The sequence below is a fragment of the Pantoea sp. X-Soil-MYKO-1289 genome (assembly GCF_059730625.1).
On the sequence record NZ_AP036004.1, the window covers coordinates 2,948,114 to 2,965,034 of the forward strand.

Genomic DNA, 16,921 nt, shown 5'->3' on the forward strand with positions numbered 1-16,921 from the left:
AAATTCAAAACGCGAATGACGGGAAACGAATAGCAACGCGTCCCGTCTTTATTCTTAATTATTCCTGCTTGATATAACGCCTGCCGCGGCGCCTCAGCCGCGCGGCGCCGCCCTTCCCCGATTCCCGCAAATCCTTTGCACAATATCGAATTTCATCTCCTGCCCGTCGCCCCGTAGTTTTTTCATTACTTAACATCGGGAGAAGCGCATGAGCATTCAATTTCTGGGCATGATCGGCCATCGTCTGGCCTCTGAAATCATTCCGGCCAGCGGGCCGTTATTCGATAAAAACTACATTGCCGATTTCGCCCGCGCCCACGAAGAGGCGGGATTCGATCGGATTCTGGTGGGCTACTGGTCCGATCAACCAGACGGTTTTTTAGTCACGGCGCACGCCGCCGCGAACACCTCGCGCATTAAATTTTTACTGGCGCACCGTCCCGGCTTCGTCTCGCCCACGCTGGCGGCGCGCAAGCTGGCGTCGCTCGATCACCTCACCGACGGGCGCCTGGCGGTGCATATCATTAGCGGCGGCAGCGACAGCGAACAGCGCCGCGACGGCGACTTCCTCAGTAAGGCGGAACGCTACGCGCGCACCGACGAATTTCTCCACGTGCTGAACAAGAGCCTGACCTCGGCGGAAGCCTGGGACCACAAAGGCGAGTTTTACCAGGCTGAACAGGCTTTTTCCGCCATCAAGCCGCTGCAGAGCAAGCTGCCGGTCTACTTCGGCGGCTCTTCGCCAGAGGCGATCGAGGTCGCCGCGCGTCACGCCGACGTCTTCGCGCTGTGGGGCGAGCCGCTGCAGGGCGCGGCGGAAACCGTGCAAACCGTGCGCGCCGCCGCCGCGAAAAGAGGCCGCGACATCAAATTCAATATCTCTTTCCGCCCGATTATCGGCAAGACCGAGAAAGAGGCCTGGGAGCGCGCGGAACACATTTATCAAACCGCGCAGAAACAGCTGGCCGAATCGGGCTACACCTTCGGCCTGCCGAAACCGCAGAGCGTCGGCGCGCAGCGCCTGCTGGCGGCGGCTAACGCAGGCGACCGTCACGATAAAGTATTGTGGACCGGCGTCGCGAAGCTGGTGAGCGGCGGCTACAACTCCACCGCGCTGGTGGGCACGGCGGATCAGGTCTCCGACGCGCTGCTGGATTACTACAACCTGGGCATCGACAGCGTGCTGATCCGCGGCTTCGATCCGCTGAACGACGCAATTGAGTATGGCCGCGAGCTGCTGCCGCTGACGCGCGAAAAAGTCGCCGCGCTAACGCGCGTTAAGAGGAGCGCCTGATGCGTCTCGCCGCCCTGTTTGCCGGCGTCGCGCTGGCGCTGAGCCTCAACTCCGCTTTCGCCGCTGAAAAAGTGACGCTGCGGCTCGGCGATGTTAAAGGGGATCGCTTCGCCTCGCTGAAGGCCTCCGGCGAGCTCGATAATCTGCCTTACGATCTGAAGCTCACCGCCTTCGACTCCGGCGCGCCGGTGCAGGAGGCGCTGAATGCGGGCGCGCTGGACGTCGGTTTTACCGGCGATCTGCCCTTTCTGTTCGTCTATGCCGCAGGCGCGCCGGTTAAAGCGGTCGGCGCCTGGCAGAATAATCCCGACAGCATCGCGCTGCTGACGCGTCCCGACGCCGGGATCCACAGCCTGAAGGATCTAAAGGGCAAGCAGATCGCCGTCAACCGCGGCGGCTGGGGACACTATCTGATCCTTGGCCTGCTGGAACGCGCCGGCCTGAAGCCCGATGAGGTGACGCTGCGCTTCCTCGGCCCGGTGGATGGCCGCGCGGCGCTGACTTCCGGCGCGGTTTCCGCCTGGGCGCCGTGGGAGCCCTATATCGCTACCTCGACCCAGATCGACGGCACGGTGCGCGTGCCGCAGGGCGGCGGCAACGGCATTATGTCGGGCTACTCCTATGCGCTGGCGCGTAAAGAGGCGCTGGCCGATCCGGAGAAACGTAAAGCTATCGCCGATTTGCTGACGCGGCTGGCGAAGGCGCAGGTGTGGGCGGCGCAGCATCCGCAGCCGTTCGCCCAGGCGCTGGGCAAGACGCTGAATATGCCGACCACCATCACCAGCAGCTGGATCGCCGACGCGCGTATTCGCCCGCTGGTGTTCGATCCCTCGCTTATCGCGACGCTGCAGAAATCCGCCGACTTTTTCCACCGCTATCAGGTGCTGCCGAAGGCGGTCGACGTCAGCGAGGCCTTCGATTTCAGCCTGGCGAGCGGCGCTAATCAGGTGGCGCGGCACTATCAGGAGAACAAATCGTGAGCGACCTTAACCACCAGCGGCTGCGTGACTTTGTGGCGCAGCTCGCCGCCTTGCTCGATGGGCAGCCGGACGAGGCGACGATTCTGGCGCGCGGCAGCGAGCTGCTGCGTCCGCTGCTGCAGCACGACGACTGGCTGGATGACGCTTTTGCCCAGCCGCATCCGCAGCGCTATCAACAGTATCTGCTACACGCCGACGCGCAGCAGCGCTTTTCGGTGGTGAGTTTTGTCTGGGGGCCTGGCCAGCAGACGCCGGTGCACGATCATCGCGTCTGGGGATTGATCGGCATGCTGCGCGGCGCGGAAGTGTCGCAGGGCTTTAAGGCGGAAAACGGCGCGCTGACGGCGGACGGCGCGCCGGTTCGTCTGGAACCTGGCGAGATTGACGCAGTCTCGCCGCGCGTCGGCGATATCCATCGCGTCAGCAACGCCTTCGACGATCGCGTCTCTGTCAGCATTCACGTCTACGGCGCCAATATCGGCGCGGTCAAACGGGCGGTTTATCGCGAAGACGGCAGCGAAAAACCTTTTATCTCCGGCTACAGCAATCGCTACTTGCCTAACATCTGGGATCTTTCACATGGCTAAAACTTTTCCTCTGCGCGACGCCGCAGAAATTCAGCAGGCGCTGCGCCAGCAGCAGGAAGTGGCGCTGGTCGACGTTCGTGACGAGGCGCTCTATGCGCAGGGGCATCCGCTGTTCGCAGTTAATATTCCGCTTTCGAAGCTGGAGCTGGAGTGGCTGGATCGCCTTCCACGCCGCGATACGGCGATTACGCTTTACGACAACGGCGAAGGGCTGGCGCAGGCGGCGGCGGAGCGCGCGGCGGCGTGGGGCTACACCAGTATCAGCCTGCTCAAAGAGGATCTGGCTGGCTGGCGGGCCGCGGGCGGCGAGCTGTTTATCGATGTGAACTCCCCGAGCAAAGCCTTCGGCGAGCTGGTGGAACACCATAATCAGACGCCGTCGCTGGCGGCCGAAGAGGTCGATGCGCTGCTGCGCGACACGGCCGACGTGGTGGTGCTCGACGCGCGCCGCTTTGACGAATACCACACCATGTCGATTCCAGGCGGCATCAGCGTGCCGGGCGGCGAACTGGTGCTGCGCGTGCGCGATATCGCGCCCTCTCCCGCGACCACGGTGATCGTCAACTGCGCAGGCCGTACGCGCAGCATTATCGGCACTCAGTCGCTGGTGAACGCGGGCATCCGCAATCCAGTCTACGCGCTGCGCAACGGCACCATCGGCTGGACGCTGGCCGGTCTGACGCTTGAGCAGCAGCAGAGCCGCCGCTACGGCGCCGTCAGCGAAACCGCGCAGCGTCATGCGGCGGCGCAGGCGCGTCAGGTGGCGGATCGCGCCGGGGTGGCGCGCATCGACGCGACGACGCTGGCGCGCTGGCGGCAGGAGGCGCGCACGACTTATCTGTTCGACGTGCGCGACGCCGACGAGTACGCCGCCGGGCATCTGCCGGGTAGTCGTCACGTGCCGGGCGGACAGCTGGTGCAGGAGACCGATCACTACGCCAGCGTGCGCGGCGCGCGCATCGTGCTGGCTGACGACGACGGGGTGCGCGCCAGCATGACCGCCTCCTGGCTGGCGCAGATGGGCTGGGAGGTCGCCGTGCTGGAGGGGCTGCAACCACAGGACTTCAGCGCCACTGGCGGCTGGACGGCGCAGGTGCCGGCAGCGCCTGCGGCCGAGACGATCTCTCCGCAGCAGCTGAACGACTGGTTGAAGCAGGGCGATACGCAGGTGCTGGATTTCACCACGCGCGCCAACCACGTTAAAAGTCATATCCCCGGCGCCGCCTGGCTGCTGCGCTCGACTCTGCAACAGCAGGGCAAAGCTGCGCTGCCGCCGGCCGAGCGCTATGTCCTGACCTGCGGCAGCAGCCTGCTGGCGGGCTATGCGGTGCAACAGGTGGCGGCGCTGACCGGTAAGCCGGTCTTTGTGCTGGAAGGCGGCAATGCCGCCTGGCGCAGCGCCGGGCTGCCGACCGACGCAGGCGAAGAGGCGCTGCTCTCCCCCGCCATCGATCGCTATCGCCGCCCCTATGAAGGCACCGATATCGAACCGGCGGTGATGCAGGCCTATCTTGACTGGGAGTATGGTCTGGTGGCGCAGCTGGATCGCGACGGCACGCATGGCTTTCGCGTGCTGCAGCCGGAGAAACAAAGCGTAACGGCGTAAGTAAACAGGGCGGCAGCGATGTCGCTCTTTTTTGCGCGCAGCAAGGCTTGCGTAAGATTTGCGGATGATTTTTAGAAGCTGCCTGAGAGATCAGGACGAAGAAAATGGTGGAGATAAGCGGGATCGAACCGCTGACCTCTTGCATGCCATGCAAGCGCTCTCCCAGCTGAGCTATACCCCCACATCTGGAATCGTTTTTTCAGTGCCAAATCGTTGGGATGCGATTTGGTGGAGCTAAGCGGGATCGAACCGCTGACCTCCTGCATGCCATGCAGGCGCTCTCCCAGCTGAGCTATAGCCCCGAACCGAAAAAACCGTCGGATGTTCTCGACGGACGGCATAATATGAAACCGCCTTCAGGGTGTCAACGGCAAAATCAAAAACTGCGTTTGATCGCTGAAAAAGGCGGCAAATCCCGGATGGTGCTGTTTTCCGCCGCTTTTATTCAGCGCAAAAGCAGAGGTTGGTCGGTGTGGCGTCGTGCTGCTCTTTGCCTGCCGCGTCAGGTTAAATTATGGTTAAACAGCCTTTAGGATTTTTCTTGTTTTCCGTTAAAAGCCGTGTAAAACTTAGCCCGCTAATTAAGTGGTCATCGCTGCCCACGCCTTATTACAACACCATCCCTGTCACAACTATCAATAATATTCGAGATACTATGTCGCTGCATTCACCTAAAGAGATCGCTCAACTGGCGATTCAGGCTGGCGTCACTAAAAGCCGCGCCTCCATTCCGACGTTATTAATTCTTGGTTTTATGGCTGGCGCCTTTATCGCCACCGGCTTCCTGCTTGACCTGCACGTGATTAACTCGCTGCCGGCAGACTGGGGCTCGTTCGGCGGCCTGCTGGGCGCGGCCGTCTTCCCGGTAGGTCTGATTCTGACCGTACTGGCGGGCGGCGAACTGCTGACCGGCAATATGATGACGATGCCGGTCGCCTGGTTTGCGCGTCGCATCAGCGGTTTCGCCGTGCTGCGCAACTGGTTCTGGGTCACTATCGCCAACTTTATCGGCAGCCTGGCCATCGCCTGGTTCTTCGGCCATATGCTCGGCATGACCGAAGGCGACTACCTGAAGAAGACCGTCGCCATCGCCAGCGCGAAAGTGCACGCCGACTTCCTGCACGCCTTTATCTCCGGCATCGGCTGCAACTGGCTGGTTTGCCTGGCGGTGTGGCTGGCGTTCGCCAGTAAAGATGTGGTAGGGAAAATCTTCGGCATGTGGTTCCCGGTGATGGCCTTCGTCGCCATCGGCTTCCAGCACGTGGTCGCCAACATGTTTATCGTGCCTGCGGCTATTTTCGCCGGTCAGCTGAGCTGGGCGGAGTATCTGCCGAACTTTGTGGCCGTATTCCTGGGCAACGGCGTCGGCGGCGCGGTATTCGTCGGCCTCGCCTACTTCCTCGCCTTCCGCCCTTCCGCTGAAGCGGTAGGCACTGCGCAGTGATTTTTTTGCCTTTTGTCGCAAGGCAAAAGGCAATTTCCCTTCCTGTTACTTTCACGCGTTACGATTTGCTGTAATATGTAGAACTAATGTATTTAACAGGGACAGCATCGTGAAAAAGGAATGGTTAACCCCCGAAGAGCTTGCGAACGAAACAGGTTACAGTCGGCAAACGGTGAATAAATGGATCAAGCGCGAAAACTGGACCACCACGCCGAAGCCCGGCGTACAGGGCGGTAAGGCGCGATTGATTCATATCGACGAGCGCGTGAAAAGCTTTATTCAGTCCATGCGTAACCTGAACGAGCCGAACGCTTCCTACGCCGCACAACAAAATTCTTTACCTGCGTTACTATTAAGTTCTGTACAGCAAATGACACAGAATGAGCAGGATCTTCTTGCCGCGATGATTTTACGCGAAGGGATTAAAGGCGTACTGCAGCGACTGGGCATTAGCGAAGAATAAAAAAAACCGGAAGCATTGCGCTTCCGGTTTTTGTTTGTCAGGCCTGCGCTTCGCGTTCAGCGATGAAGGCCAGCGCTTTTTCGATCCGCGCCACGCTACGGCGCTGTCCGATCGCTTCGACGGTGACGTCCAGGCCCGGCGACTGACCGGCGCCGGTCACGGCGACGCGCAGCGGCATGCCGACCTTGCCCATCCCCACTTCCAGCTCATCCGCCGCGCTCTGAATCGCCTGGTGAACGTTTTCCGCCGTCCAGTCGCTAATAGCGGCCAGTTTGTCGCGCACTACTTCCAGCGGCTGGCGCGCCACCGGACGCAGATGTTTTTTCGCCGCGTCGGCATCGAACGCGTCGAACTCTTCATAGAAGTAATGGCAGGAAGCCGCCATCTCTTTCAGCGTCTTGCAGCGTTCGCCCAGCAGGGTCACCAGCTTTGCCAGCTCCGGGCCGGTGCGGGTGTCGATGTTCTGCTGTTCAATATGCCACTGCAGATGGGTCGCCACATATTCCGGCGGCAGGCTGTTGATATAGTGGTGGTTGAGCCACTGCAGCTTTTCGGTGTTGAACGCGCTGGCGGATTTGCTCACCGCGTCGAGGGTAAACAGCTCTTTCATCTCCGGGATCGAGAAGATCTCCTGATCGCCATGGGACCAGCCCAGACGCACCAGATAGTTGAGCAGCGCTTCCGGCAGATAGCCGTCGTCGCGGTACTGCATCACGCCTACCGCGCCGTGACGCTTGGAGAGCTTTTTGCCGTCGTCGCCCAGAATCATTGAGACATGCGCGTAGACCGGCACCTGCGCGCCGATCGCTTTAAGGATGTTGATCTGGCGCGGCGTGTTGTTGATATGGTCTTCGCCGCGAATCACATGGGTGATGCCCATGTCCCAGTCATCGACGACGACGCAGAAGTTATAGGTCGGCGAACCATCGGTGCGGCGGATAATCAGGTCATCCAGCTCCTGGTTGCTGAACTCGATCGGGCCGCGGATCTGGTCGTCAAAGATGACCGATCCTTCCTGCGGGTTGCGAAAGCGCACCACGCAAGGCTCATCCGCCGCGTGATGGTCATGGCTGTCGCGGCAGCGGCCGTCGTAGCGCGGCTTTTCGCCGTTCGCCATCTGGGTTTCACGCAGCTGTTCCAGTCGCTCTTTCGAGCAGTAGCATTTATAGGCGGTGCCCGCTTCCAGCATCTCGTCGATAACGGCGTTGTAGCGGTCGAAGCGTTTGGTCTGATAGTACGGGCCTTCATCCCAGTCCAGGTTCAGCCAGTTCATGCCGTCCATAATGGCTTCGATGGCTTCCGGCGTTGAGCGCTCGAGATCGGTGTCTTCGATGCGCAGGACGAATTCGCCCTGGTGGTGACGCGCAAAGAGCCAGGAGTAGAGCGCGGTACGTGCGCCGCCGACATGCAGGTAGCCGGTCGGACTGGGCGCGAAGCGAGTTTTGATTTTCATTCAGCAGTGCCTTAGATGCGCAGGTTTGATGTCTGGATGACAAAAAACGGGTTAGACGCGAAAAACCGTGCGCACATTCTAGCACCTGGCGTTGAATCCTCAATGACCGCGCGCCTGCGCAAAGGCGTTAAGCCGTGGGTTTCTGCTAATAAAACCAGCACATTGGCTAAAAGCAGCGCGTGATGTCTAATTTTGAAGCGAACGCGCATTTTAGTTTTAAAAAGCGTTGACTCACTTCGAAGGATCCCTATAATGCGACTCCACACAGCGGGGGTGATTAGCTCAGTTGGTAGAGCATCTCCCTTACAAGGAGGGGGTCGGCGGTTCGAGCCCGTCATCACCCACCACTCTAAAGGTGGCCCGCAGTGAACAAGAGATAAGATATGGGTGATTAGCTCAGTTGGTAGAGCATCTCCCTTACAAGGAGGGGGTCGGCGGTTCGAGCCCGTCATCACCCACCATATCTCAGTCAGATGACGCTCTTGTTAAGCAGTACCGAAGTGGGTGATTAGCTCAGTTGGTAGAGCATCTCCCTTACAAGGAGGGGGTCGGCGGTTCGAGCCCGTCATCACCCACCACTTCGGGTCGTTAGCTCAGTTGGTAGAGCAGTTGACTTTTAATCAATTGGTCGCAGGTTCGAATCCTGCACGACCCACCAATTCAGAGAAAAGCGCCTTATGGGCGCTTTTTTCGTTTCTGCGCGCCGTGAGTTAGTGCCTTTCAGGCACACGGAATGGACCGTTACGTAAAGTCGGCGTGAACACGTCCGTGTGGCCTCGGCCGCCGCTTCCCTGCGGCGGACGCTTTACTTCACGGCCCATCCCGCGCGCCTTTATGTAGCATCGCGCAGCGTTTGAGAAAAATCAGGGGTAGCTTTCCCTATCTTTTCCAAACCTTAACGCATTCTTGCCTCAAGCCTTTTTCTCCTCAACCGATAACGATCATGTCTATTTGCAAGGAGAAAAACGATGTCATCAATATCCGCTTTATCTGGCAGTACAGGCAGCAGCGCCGGCAGCAACGTCAGCGTCTCGTCGCAGATTTCCGCACTGAATAAGCAGATCCAGAGCATCACGAAGCAGGTCAAAGAGCTGTCGGATAATCAGGAGCTGACCGACGAGCAGAAGTCGGAAATGGAGCAGATGTATCAGTCGCAGATCGCCATGCTCGAAGCGCAGATCGCTCAGCTAGAGCAGAAGCAAACAGAGCAGGCGCAGCAGAACAGCGAGCCGGCGAATCAGGTCAGCGGCGCTAAGGCCGGCGACGGCCTGAATCGTCCAACGGAAGCTAACCAGATTAACGTCTATATCTAAAACGCCGGATTGATCGCGCGTTGTTGCGTCAGCAGCGTCGCCTGCTGACGCGCTTCCTGCCAGATTGCCTGCGCCGCCGGCGTCAGCGAACGGTTTTTGCGCTTGACCAGCATCAGGCTGCGGTTGATTTCAGGATAGAGTCGCCGCACCGTCAGCGCCCTGCCCGCCGGCAGCGGCAGCGCCAGTGCCGGCAAGATGCTGATGCCGATGCCTGCATCCACCATAGGAAACAGCGTCGCCGGATGACCAATATCCTGCACCACGTTAATTTCCACCTGCTGCTGTCGCAGCGCCGCGTCAATCAACACGCGGCTGCCAGAAGCGTAATCCTGCAGCACCACGTCGCGCCCCGCCAGCATGCGCCAGTGCGCCATATCGACCGCAGCAAGCGGATCGTCGCTGCGGCACAGCAGTAAAAAAGGCTCTTCCAGAATCGGCTGACAGTCGAGGTCGCTATCGTTAAGCGGGCCGATGACGATGCCGAAATCGACTTCGGCATTGCGTACGCTCTGTAAAACCACCTGCTGCATCCGGTCGTGCAGAATGACGTTGATGTCGGGATAGCTTTTCTGGCTGGCGGCGAGACACTGCGGCATCAGATGCGCAGAGATAGTCTGGCTGGCGGCGATACGCACCGTGCCGCTTCGCTGTTCGCCGTAACTGCGGATATCCAGCAGCGTCGAGTTCATCTCTTCCAGCAGACTCGCCATACGCGACGCCAGCTGCTGCCCCGCTTCCGTTAGCATAACCTCGCGCGTGGTGCGATCGAGCAGCCGCACGCCGATAACCGCCTCCAGCTCTTTGATGCTGTGGCTGACGGCCGACTGACTCAGGCCAATCGCCTGCCCGGCCTGGCTGAAACCGCCGTGATGGGCGACGGCGACAAAGGTGCGCAGCTGACGTAACGTGTAATTCATCGAAATGGCTCATAGATTGATGCAATAAATCAATTTTATTTCTAAACCCGCATCACGCACAATCACTGCATGTAACTTTTAACCGGATTTTAACAATGAGATTTCTGCGACTCGATCCGATGATGATTAAGCTGATCATCACGGTTCTGCTGGCCACCTTTCTGCCCGCTAAAGGCGTTTTCGTCGATATCTTCGACTACCTGACCACGGCCGCTATCGCCCTGCTCTTTTTTATGCACGGCGCCAAGCTGTCGCGTGAAAAAATCATCGCGGGCAGCAGCCACTGGCGGCTGCATCTGTGGATTATGTTTAGCACCTTCGTGCTCTTCCCGATTATCGGCCTGCTGATCGTCTGGTGGCATCCGGTTAATGTCAGCGCAGAAATCTACACCGGCTTTATCTACCTCTGCATTCTGCCCGCTACGGTGCAGTCCGCTATTGCTTTTACCTCAATGGCGGGCGGCAACGTCGCGGCGGCGGTCTGTAGCGCTTCGGCCTCGAGCCTGCTGGGCGTCTTTATCTCTCCGCTGCTGGTGAATCTGGTGATGGATGTACACAGCAGCGCACCCACCAATGGTCTTGAGCAGGTCGGCAAAATTATGCTGCAGCTGCTGGTGCCTTTTGTTCTCGGTCACCTGTCGCGCCGCTGGATTGCCGGCTGGGTAGAAAAGCATCGCAGCCTGATCGGCAAAACCGACCAGACCTCCATCCTGCTGGTGGTCTATTCCGCCTTTAGCGAAGCGGTGGTGAACGGCATCTGGCATCGCGTCGGTATCGATACCCTGCTGTGGATTCTGGCGGGCTGCGTGCTGCTGCTGGCGCTGGTGCTGGCGATCAATATCTGCGCCTCGCGTCTGTTCGGCTTTAATCGCGCCGATGAAATCGTGGTGCTGTTTTGCGGCTCGAAAAAGAGCCTGGCAAACGGTGTGCCGATGGCGAACATTCTGTTCCCGGCCAGTTCAGTGGGTATTATTGTGCTGCCGCTGATGATCTTTCACCAGGTGCAGCTTATGGTCTGCTCCTGGATCGCCCAGCGTTATAAAGTCAGTCACGAGAAGAAGCTGGCGCAGCAGGTGAAGCCGACCGTCATTGAGTCGCAGAAGTAACGAAAAGCCCGCCGAAGCGGGCTTTTTTACGCATCGCGTTTAAGCGGTTTAACCAGACCTTCCAGGCCTTCGATCTTGATAGCGAGCGTCATTTGCATCAGCTCGCCGAGATGGCCCGACGGGAACTCCGCTTTGCGCGCGAACCACAGCAGATAAGGCTCCGGCAGATCGATAAGCAGACAGCCTTTATATTTGCCGAACGGCATCGCCGTGTTGGCGATTTCAACCAGGTGCGCCTTGTCCATATCAGGCGTCCAGCAGCCGGATCATTTCAGCTTCGTCGATCACCTCAATGCCCAGCTCCTGCGCCTTAACCAGCTTAGAACCCGCCGCTTCGCCCGCGATAACCAGATCGGTTTTCTTCGAGACGCTGCCGCTGACCTTCGCACCGAGCGCGGTCAGGCGATCTTTAGCTTCGTCGCGCGTGAGCTGGGTCAGTGAGCCGGTCAGCACCACGGTTTTGCCGGCAAACGGACTGTCGATCTCTTCCGCCTTAACCACTTCGATTTTCGGCCAGTGGACACCAATCTCATCCACCAGCTGGCGAATGATCTCACGGTTGCTCTCTTCATCCATAAAGTTGCGCACGTGGGTGGCGACGACGGTGCCGACATCCTGCACGGCAATCAGCGCTTCCAGATCGGCGTCCATCACTTTTTGCAGCTCGCCAAAGTGGTTCGCCAGGTTGGCGGCTGTCGCCTCGCCGACTTCGCGAATGCCAAGCGCGTACAGGAAACGCGCCAGCGTGGTCGATTTCGCCTTCTCCAGCGCGTTGACCACGTTTTGCGCCGATTTCGGCCCCATGCGATCCAGGCCGAGCAGCTTCTCCGGCGTCAGCCTGAAGAGATCCGCAGGGGTTTTGACATATTCGGTCTCTACCAGCTGGTCGATAATTTTATCGCCCAGACCGTCGACGTCCATGGCGCGGCGCGAGACGAAATGCTTCAGCGCCTCTTTGCGCTGCGCGCCGCAGATTAGCCCGCCGGTGCAGCGCGTGACCACTTCTCCTTCGACGCGTTCGACGTCGGAGCCGCATACCGGGCAATGGGTAGGAAATACCACTTCGCGCGCGTCTGCCGGTCGTTCAGAGAGCACCACGTTGACGACCTGCGGGATCACGTCGCCCGCGCGGCGGATCACCACCCTGTCGCCGATGCGCAGGCCGAGACGCTCAATTTCATCCGCATTATGCAGCGTGGCGTTGCTGACCATCGCGCCCGCTACCAGCACCGGCTCAAGCCGCGCCACTGGCGTAATCGCGCCTGTGCGGCCCACCTGAAATTCGACGTCGCGCACGAATGTCATCTGCTCCTGCGCGGGAAACTTAAAGGCCACCGCCCAGCGCGGCGCACGCGCCACAAAGCCGAGGCGCTCCTGCAGCGCCTGCGAGTCGACTTTGATCACTACGCCGTCGATATCGAATCCCAGCTCAGGACGCGTCTCCTCTACCTGACGGTAGAACGCCAGCGCCTCTTCCGCGCTGTGCACCAGCTGAACGCGGTCGCTGACAGGCAGTCCCCAGGCTTTAAACTGCTGCAGACGCGCATAGTGGCTGCCCGGCAGCTCGCCGCCTTCCAGCAGCCCGAAGCCGTAACAGAAAAAGGTAAGCGGACGCTTCGCGGTGATGCGCGGATCGAGCTGACGCAGCGATCCCGCGGCGGCGTTGCGCGGGTTAGCGAAGATTTTGCCGTCGGTGCGGCGCGCTTCCGCATTCAGCTTCTCGAAGCCGCGCTGCGTCATAAAGACTTCGCCGCGCACTTCCAGCCGAGCGGGAAAATCGTCGCCCTTGAGGCGCAGCGGAATCGCGCCGATGGTGCGGACGTTGGCGGTGATATTCTCGCCCGTGGTGCCGTCGCCGCGCGTGGCGGCGCGCGTCAGCAGGCCGTTCTCATAAAGCAGGCTTACCGCCAGGCCATCCAGCTTCAGTTCGCAGCAGTAGGCGATATCGTCGCTGCTTTTCAGGCGATCCTGCACGCGCTTGTTGAAAGCGAGAAAGCCGGCTTCGTCGAAGGTATTGTCCAGCGACAGCATCGGCACCTCATGGCGCACTTGCTCAAATACCGTTAGCGGCGCGGCCCCAACGCGCTGGGTCGGCGAGTCTGGCGTGATGAGTTCGGGATGCTGCTCTTCCAGCGCGCGCAGTTCGCGCATCAGGCGGTCATATTCGGCGTCCGGTATCTCGGGCGCGTCCATGACATGGTAGAGATACTCGTGATGGCGCAGCGTGGTGCGCAGTTCGGTGATCTGGTCCTGAACGGATTTCATATTGCCCCATCAGATAAAAAACCCCCGACAGGCGGGGGTTTGGTGAATCAGAATTAACGGTCTGCCCTATTCTCTGGATTCAATGACTTCGCGTATGCGGTTCTTGTAGGTTTCCAGCTTCTGCGGCGTCATCATGCGACGCTCGTCGTCCAGCACCACGCCGCCGACGTCATCAGCGATGCGCTGCGCGGACTGCAGCATTAGCTTGAAGTTTTGGTTCGCGTCGCCGTAGGAAGGCACCATCATAAAGATCGAGATGCCGGGCGTGGAGAAGTCAGACATCTCATCTGGATTGAACGAGCCAGGCTTCACCATGTTCGCCAGGCTGAACAGCACCGGGCCGCTGCCCGCTGGGCTGAGATGGCGATGGAAAATATTCATTTCGCCGAACTGGAAGCCCGCCTGCAGAATGCCCTGCAGCAGCGCTTCGCCGTTCAGCGTGCCGCCGGTATGCGCGGCGACGTGCAGCACCAGCACCGTCTCTTTCGGCTTGCCTGGCGCTTTCGGCGCCTCATGGCGAACCGGCTCGTTCGGCTGCGGCTCATGCTGTTCCGGCTGATGGCGAACAGGCTGCTGCGGCTCCGGCTCCGCCTCGTACAGCGGCTCGGGCTGCACAGCGTCCAGCGGATCTAAATCGAGCAGCGGATCGGCCTGAATCGGCTGCGCTGGCGCGAAACGCGGCGCAGGTTCCTGCGGCGTCTGCACAGGCTGCGGACGCGACTGCTGCGGACGCGGCTGTTGCGGCGTCAGCAGCGGATCGTCTTCCTGCTGAGGCTGCGGGCGCGCGGCGGGCTGACGCGGCTTCTCCGGCGCGGCGCTGAAGACCGGCGCGTCGTCCTGCTGCTCGTCGCGGAAATTGTCGATGCGCGGCTCCTGATGCGGCCGCTCATGGCGCACGCGAACTTCGCCGACGCTCTCTTCGTCATCGGTCAGGCTATCTTCATCGTCGCGCTGGTCGCGCTGTTTGAGCCGTTTGTGCGGGCGATCGCGAAACACTGACGAGCGCTCTTTACGGCTGGTCCACAGCCCGTGAAGAAGGAGCGCTATAATGGCGATCGCGCCAACAACGATTAATATCAGACGCAAATCCTGCATCATTGTATTCTCTGTTGTTCCAATACCTTGCCACCGCGGCAAACTTTATCCTCTAACTGTATTTGCCCAGCTAAACAAGTGCAAGCTCGTGCAGTATTTTCTGACAAATAAGATAGTCACCCCACGGTTTTTTGCTGTTTTTTCACACAATCGCCTCATGGTCAGGAGAAAAAGCCAGGTTATCATGGTCTCGCCTGATTATTTCCTGGAGAGTTGCCTGTATGGCCCACAAGAACACTGTCTCAAGTTTCAACGGCGTGCACTATTTTAGCGAAGGCTGGAGACTGGTTCGTCTGCCAGGCATTCGGCGTTTCGTTATTATTCCGCTGCTGGTCAATATTCTGCTGCTGGGCGGCGCGTTCGTCTGGCTCTTCTACCAGCTGGGCAACTGGATCCCGCAGCTGATGGCGCACATTCCCGACTGGCTGCAGTGGCTAAGCTATCTGCTCTGGCCGCTGTCGGTCATTTCGATCGTGCTGGTGTTCAGCTACTTCTTTTCTACTATTGCCAACTGGATCGCCGCGCCGTTTTGCGGCCTGCTGGCGGAGCAGCTGGAAGGCCGCCTGACGGGCAAACCGCTGCCGGACAGCGGCTGGATGGCGATGCTGAAGGATGTGCCGCGCATTATGAAGCGCGAACTGCAAAAGCTCGGCTACTATTTGCCGCGCGCGCTCGGCCTGCTGCTGCTCTACTTTATTCCCGGCTTTGGCCAGACGGTGGCACCGGTGCTGTGGTTCCTGTTTAGCGCCTGGATGCTTTCGGTGCAGTATTGCGACTATCCGTTCGATAACCATAAAGTGAGCTTTCAGCAGATGCGCAGCGCTCTGCGCCGCCATAAAAGCGCCAATATGCAGTTCGGCGCGCTGGTCAGCCTGTTCACCATGATTCCGATTCTCAACCTGGCGATTATGCCGGTTGCGGTATGCGGCGCGACGGCGATGTGGGTCGATCGCTACCGCGCGCAGCTGGGCCGCGCTGAGCTACGCTAGTACTCATCAGACCGCCTTATGCATTTTTTAATAAGGCTTATTGCGTGGGGACATATAGATATGCGTTTTCTTTCCTTCCGCGCGTAGACAGAAAGGGTATGCTCAGTGGGTTCCCAATAATTCATACAGTTAAGGACAGGCTATGAGTAAGATCTATGAAGATAACTCGTTGACAATTGGTCATACGCCACTGGTTCGACTGAACCGCATCGGTAACGGCCGCATTCTGGCGAAGGTAGAATCCCGTAACCCGAGCTTCAGCGTAAAATGCCGTATCGGTGCCAATATGATTTGGGACGCAGAGAAACGCGGTATTCTGAAACCTGGCGTCGAACTGGTCGAACCGACCAGCGGCAATACCGGCATTGCGCTGGCCTACGTGGCCGCCGCGCGCGGCTACAAGCTGACGCTGACCATGCCGGAAACCATGTCGGTCGAACGCCGCAAGCTGCTGAAAGCGCTGGGCGCCAACCTGGTGCTGACCGAAGGGCCGAAAGGCATGAAAGGCGCTATCGCCAAAGCGGAAGAAATTGTCGCCAGCGATCCAGACAAATATGTGCTGCTGCAGCAGTTCAGCAACCCGGCGAACCCGGAAATCCATGAAAAGACCACCGGTCCTGAAATCTGGGAAGATACCGACGGCGCGGTAGATGTGTTTATCGCAGGCGTCGGCACCGGCGGCACCCTGACCGGCGTCTCTCGCTATATCAAGAACACCAAAGGCAAGAAAGAGCTGATCACCGTGGCGGTGGAGCCGACCGACTCGCCGGTTATCGCTCAGGCGATCGCGGGTGAAGAGATCAAGCCTGGCCCGCATAAGATTCAGGGCATCGGCGCCGGCTTTATTCCCGGCAACCTCGATCTCAATCTGGTGGACCGCGTTGTGGCGATCACCAACGAAGAGGCGATCAGCACGGCGCGTCAGCTGATGGAAGAGGAAGGCATTCTTGCCGGCATCTCTTCCGGCGCAGCAGTCGCAGCGGCGCTGAAGCTGCAAGAGGACGAAGCGTTCGCCAATAAGAATATCGTGGTCATTCTCCCCTCTTCCGGCGAGCGCTATTTAAGTACCGCGCTGTTTGCCGATCTTTTCACCGAGAAAGAGCTGCAACAGTAACGACAGATTCCTAAAACGCCGAAAAAAGCACCCAAATGGGTGCTTTTTTGTGGCGTAGATCGCACTTTCACCACCGTCCAGATTGATTTCAGTGACTCAGCTCTGGTATTTAAGCTGCCAATTATTTCGGTGCCTGAAATTAATCAGCCTTTGAAGTGGATCAAGCTGAATCGATTTACGCATTTGGCGAAACGGCGAATCACGGCATAATTAGCAGCTGAAGCGCTCGACAGGGATTTTGACCCTTCATCTGGAATGACGTACTCATTCAAGCGCATTTAATGGTCAGCGTAAC

The 16,921-nt window shown here is 59.2% G+C and carries 16 protein-coding genes and 6 tRNA genes; 15 read left to right on the forward strand and 7 right to left on the reverse strand.

Annotation, left to right across the window (positions count from 1 at the left end):
* The first annotated feature begins 208 nt into the window (after window positions 1–208).
* From AC6I7Z_RS14195 to AC6I7Z_RS14210, 4 genes are read left to right on the forward strand one after another with little or no spacing between them, the layout of a single operon-like run.
* Window positions 209–1,294: an LLM class flavin-dependent oxidoreductase gene (locus AC6I7Z_RS14195; RefSeq protein WP_497814697.1), complete on the forward strand. Its 1,086-nt coding sequence runs from the start codon at window positions 209–211 to the stop codon at window positions 1,292–1,294.
* Window positions 1,294–2,274 carry an ABC transporter substrate-binding protein gene (locus AC6I7Z_RS14200; protein ID WP_497814698.1) on the forward strand — a complete coding sequence of 327 codons (981 nt, stop codon included), beginning with the start codon at window positions 1,294–1,296 and terminating at the stop codon, window positions 2,272–2,274. Before AC6I7Z_RS14195 ends, AC6I7Z_RS14200 begins: the two co-directional genes overlap by 1 nt.
* Window positions 2,271–2,861, forward strand: coding sequence for a cysteine dioxygenase family protein (locus AC6I7Z_RS14205; RefSeq protein ID WP_497814699.1), 591 nt, complete (start codon window positions 2,271–2,273; stop codon window positions 2,859–2,861). The genes AC6I7Z_RS14200 and AC6I7Z_RS14205 overlap by 4 nt, the downstream gene beginning before the upstream one ends.
* Window positions 2,854–4,467, forward strand: coding sequence for a rhodanese homology domain-containing protein (locus AC6I7Z_RS14210; protein WP_497814700.1), 1,614 nt, complete (start codon window positions 2,854–2,856; stop codon window positions 4,465–4,467). Before AC6I7Z_RS14205 ends, AC6I7Z_RS14210 begins: the two co-directional genes overlap by 8 nt.
* A 105-nt stretch (window positions 4,468–4,572) precedes the next feature.
* Here the strand turns inward: AC6I7Z_RS14210 and AC6I7Z_RS14215 are convergent.
* Window positions 4,573–4,648 (reverse strand) — tRNA-Ala (locus tag AC6I7Z_RS14215).
* Between the two features lie 45 nt (window positions 4,649–4,693).
* Window positions 4,694–4,769, reverse strand: a tRNA-Ala gene (locus tag AC6I7Z_RS14220).
* A gap of 42 nt (window positions 4,770–4,811) precedes the next feature.
* On the opposite strand from AC6I7Z_RS14220, the gene AC6I7Z_RS14225 reads away from it, so the two are divergent.
* From AC6I7Z_RS14225 to AC6I7Z_RS14235, 3 genes are all read left to right on the forward strand, one after another.
* Entirely contained in the window at window positions 4,812–5,000 is a 189-nt protein-coding gene (locus tag AC6I7Z_RS14225; protein WP_497814701.1) for a hypothetical protein, read from the forward strand.
* Window positions 5,001–5,122: 122 nt separating this feature from the next.
* Window positions 5,123–5,911 carry a formate/nitrite transporter family protein gene (locus AC6I7Z_RS14230; RefSeq protein ID WP_033753670.1) on the forward strand — a complete coding sequence of 263 codons (789 nt, stop codon included), beginning with the start codon at window positions 5,123–5,125 and terminating at the stop codon, window positions 5,909–5,911.
* 109 nt (window positions 5,912–6,020) lie between these two features.
* A complete protein-coding gene (locus AC6I7Z_RS14235) occupies window positions 6,021–6,374 on the forward strand; it encodes a YfeC-like transcriptional regulator (RefSeq protein ID WP_033791729.1) in 354 nt (117 codons plus the stop codon).
* A gap of 37 nt (window positions 6,375–6,411) precedes the next feature.
* On the opposite strand, the gene gltX is transcribed toward AC6I7Z_RS14235, so the two are convergent.
* Window positions 6,412–7,827 (reverse strand): glutamate--tRNA ligase, encoded by a 1,416-nt coding sequence (gltX, locus tag AC6I7Z_RS14240; RefSeq protein WP_497814702.1) that lies wholly within the window; start codon window positions 7,825–7,827, stop codon window positions 6,412–6,414.
* A gap of 271 nt (window positions 7,828–8,098) precedes the next feature.
* Here gltX and AC6I7Z_RS14245 point away from each other — a divergent pair.
* From AC6I7Z_RS14245 to AC6I7Z_RS14265, 5 genes are all read left to right on the forward strand, one after another.
* Window positions 8,099–8,174: transfer RNA gene (locus AC6I7Z_RS14245), tRNA-Val, on the forward strand.
* A 38-nt stretch (window positions 8,175–8,212) separates the two neighbouring features.
* Window positions 8,213–8,288 (forward strand) — tRNA-Val (locus AC6I7Z_RS14250).
* Window positions 8,289–8,329: 41 nt separating this feature from the next.
* Window positions 8,330–8,405, forward strand: a tRNA-Val gene (locus tag AC6I7Z_RS14255).
* A gap of 4 nt (window positions 8,406–8,409) precedes the next feature.
* Window positions 8,410–8,485 (forward strand) — tRNA-Lys (locus AC6I7Z_RS14260).
* Window positions 8,486–8,795: 310 nt separating this feature from the next.
* Window positions 8,796–9,140 (forward strand): FlxA-like family protein, encoded by a 345-nt coding sequence (locus tag AC6I7Z_RS14265; protein WP_497814703.1) that lies wholly within the window; start codon window positions 8,796–8,798, stop codon window positions 9,138–9,140.
* Here the strand turns inward: AC6I7Z_RS14265 and AC6I7Z_RS14270 are convergent.
* On the reverse strand, window positions 9,137–10,057 hold the full coding sequence (locus AC6I7Z_RS14270; RefSeq protein ID WP_497814704.1) for a LysR family transcriptional regulator: 921 nt from the start codon (window positions 10,055–10,057) through the stop codon (window positions 9,137–9,139). The two genes, AC6I7Z_RS14265 and AC6I7Z_RS14270, sit on opposite strands and share 4 nt — an antisense overlap.
* Window positions 10,058–10,152: 95 nt before the next feature.
* On the opposite strand from AC6I7Z_RS14270, the gene AC6I7Z_RS14275 reads away from it, so the two are divergent.
* On the forward strand, window positions 10,153–11,163 hold the full coding sequence (locus AC6I7Z_RS14275) for a bile acid:sodium symporter family protein (RefSeq protein WP_497814705.1): 1,011 nt from the start codon (window positions 10,153–10,155) through the stop codon (window positions 11,161–11,163).
* 26 nt (window positions 11,164–11,189) lie between these two features.
* Here AC6I7Z_RS14275 and AC6I7Z_RS14280 read toward each other — a convergent pair whose 3' ends face one another.
* From AC6I7Z_RS14280 to zipA, 3 genes are all read right to left on the reverse strand, one after another.
* Complete coding sequence (locus AC6I7Z_RS14280) at window positions 11,190–11,408, reverse strand: DUF3820 family protein (protein WP_497814706.1); 219 nt, start codon at window positions 11,406–11,408, stop codon at window positions 11,190–11,192.
* Window position 11,409: 1 nt separating this feature from the next.
* A complete protein-coding gene (ligA, locus tag AC6I7Z_RS14285) occupies window positions 11,410–13,428 on the reverse strand; it encodes an NAD-dependent DNA ligase LigA (RefSeq protein WP_497814707.1) in 2,019 nt (672 codons plus the stop codon).
* A 66-nt stretch (window positions 13,429–13,494) separates the two neighbouring features.
* Window positions 13,495–14,526 carry a cell division protein ZipA gene (gene zipA / locus AC6I7Z_RS14290; RefSeq protein WP_497814708.1) on the reverse strand — a complete coding sequence of 344 codons (1,032 nt, stop codon included), beginning with the start codon at window positions 14,524–14,526 and terminating at the stop codon, window positions 13,495–13,497.
* A gap of 218 nt (window positions 14,527–14,744) precedes the next feature.
* On the opposite strand from zipA, the gene cysZ reads away from it, so the two are divergent.
* Window positions 14,745–15,512 (forward strand): sulfate transporter CysZ, encoded by a 768-nt coding sequence (gene cysZ, locus AC6I7Z_RS14295; RefSeq protein WP_497814709.1) that lies wholly within the window; start codon window positions 14,745–14,747, stop codon window positions 15,510–15,512.
* Between the two features lie 142 nt (window positions 15,513–15,654).
* Window positions 15,655–16,626: a cysteine synthase A gene (gene cysK, locus AC6I7Z_RS14300; RefSeq protein ID WP_434125715.1), complete on the forward strand. Its 972-nt coding sequence runs from the start codon at window positions 15,655–15,657 to the stop codon at window positions 16,624–16,626.
* Window positions 16,627–16,921: the final 295 nt, after the last annotated feature.

Excerpts from the sequence above, each read along its gene's own strand:
- AC6I7Z_RS14195 (WP_497814697.1), top strand. The coding sequence starts at position 209 with ATGAGCATTCAATTTCTGGGCATGATCGGCCATCGTCTGGCCTCTGAA.
- AC6I7Z_RS14200 (WP_497814698.1), top strand. The coding sequence starts at position 1,294 with ATGCGTCTCGCCGCCCTGTTTGCCGGCGTCGCGCTGGCGCTGAGCCTC.
- AC6I7Z_RS14210 (WP_497814700.1), top strand. The coding sequence starts at position 2,854 with ATGGCTAAAACTTTTCCTCTGCGCGACGCCGCAGAAATTCAGCAGGCG.
- AC6I7Z_RS14225 (WP_497814701.1), top strand. The coding sequence starts at position 4,812 with ATGAAACCGCCTTCAGGGTGTCAACGGCAAAATCAAAAACTGCGTTTG.
- AC6I7Z_RS14230 (WP_033753670.1), top strand. The coding sequence starts at position 5,123 with ATGTCGCTGCATTCACCTAAAGAGATCGCTCAACTGGCGATTCAGGCT.
- gltX (WP_497814702.1), bottom strand. The coding sequence starts at position 7,827 with ATGAAAATCAAAACTCGCTTCGCGCCCAGTCCGACCGGCTACCTGCAT.
- AC6I7Z_RS14265 (WP_497814703.1), top strand. The coding sequence starts at position 8,796 with ATGTCATCAATATCCGCTTTATCTGGCAGTACAGGCAGCAGCGCCGGC.
- AC6I7Z_RS14270 (WP_497814704.1), bottom strand. The coding sequence starts at position 10,057 with ATGAATTACACGTTACGTCAGCTGCGCACCTTTGTCGCCGTCGCCCAT.
- AC6I7Z_RS14275 (WP_497814705.1), top strand. The coding sequence starts at position 10,153 with ATGAGATTTCTGCGACTCGATCCGATGATGATTAAGCTGATCATCACG.
- AC6I7Z_RS14280 (WP_497814706.1), bottom strand. The coding sequence starts at position 11,408 with ATGGACAAGGCGCACCTGGTTGAAATCGCCAACACGGCGATGCCGTTC.
- ligA (WP_497814707.1), bottom strand. The coding sequence starts at position 13,428 with ATGAAATCCGTTCAGGACCAGATCACCGAACTGCGCACCACGCTGCGC.
- zipA (WP_497814708.1), bottom strand. The coding sequence starts at position 14,526 with ATGATGCAGGATTTGCGTCTGATATTAATCGTTGTTGGCGCGATCGCC.
- cysZ (WP_497814709.1), top strand. The coding sequence starts at position 14,745 with ATGGCCCACAAGAACACTGTCTCAAGTTTCAACGGCGTGCACTATTTT.
- cysK (WP_434125715.1), top strand. The coding sequence starts at position 15,655 with ATGAGTAAGATCTATGAAGATAACTCGTTGACAATTGGTCATACGCCA.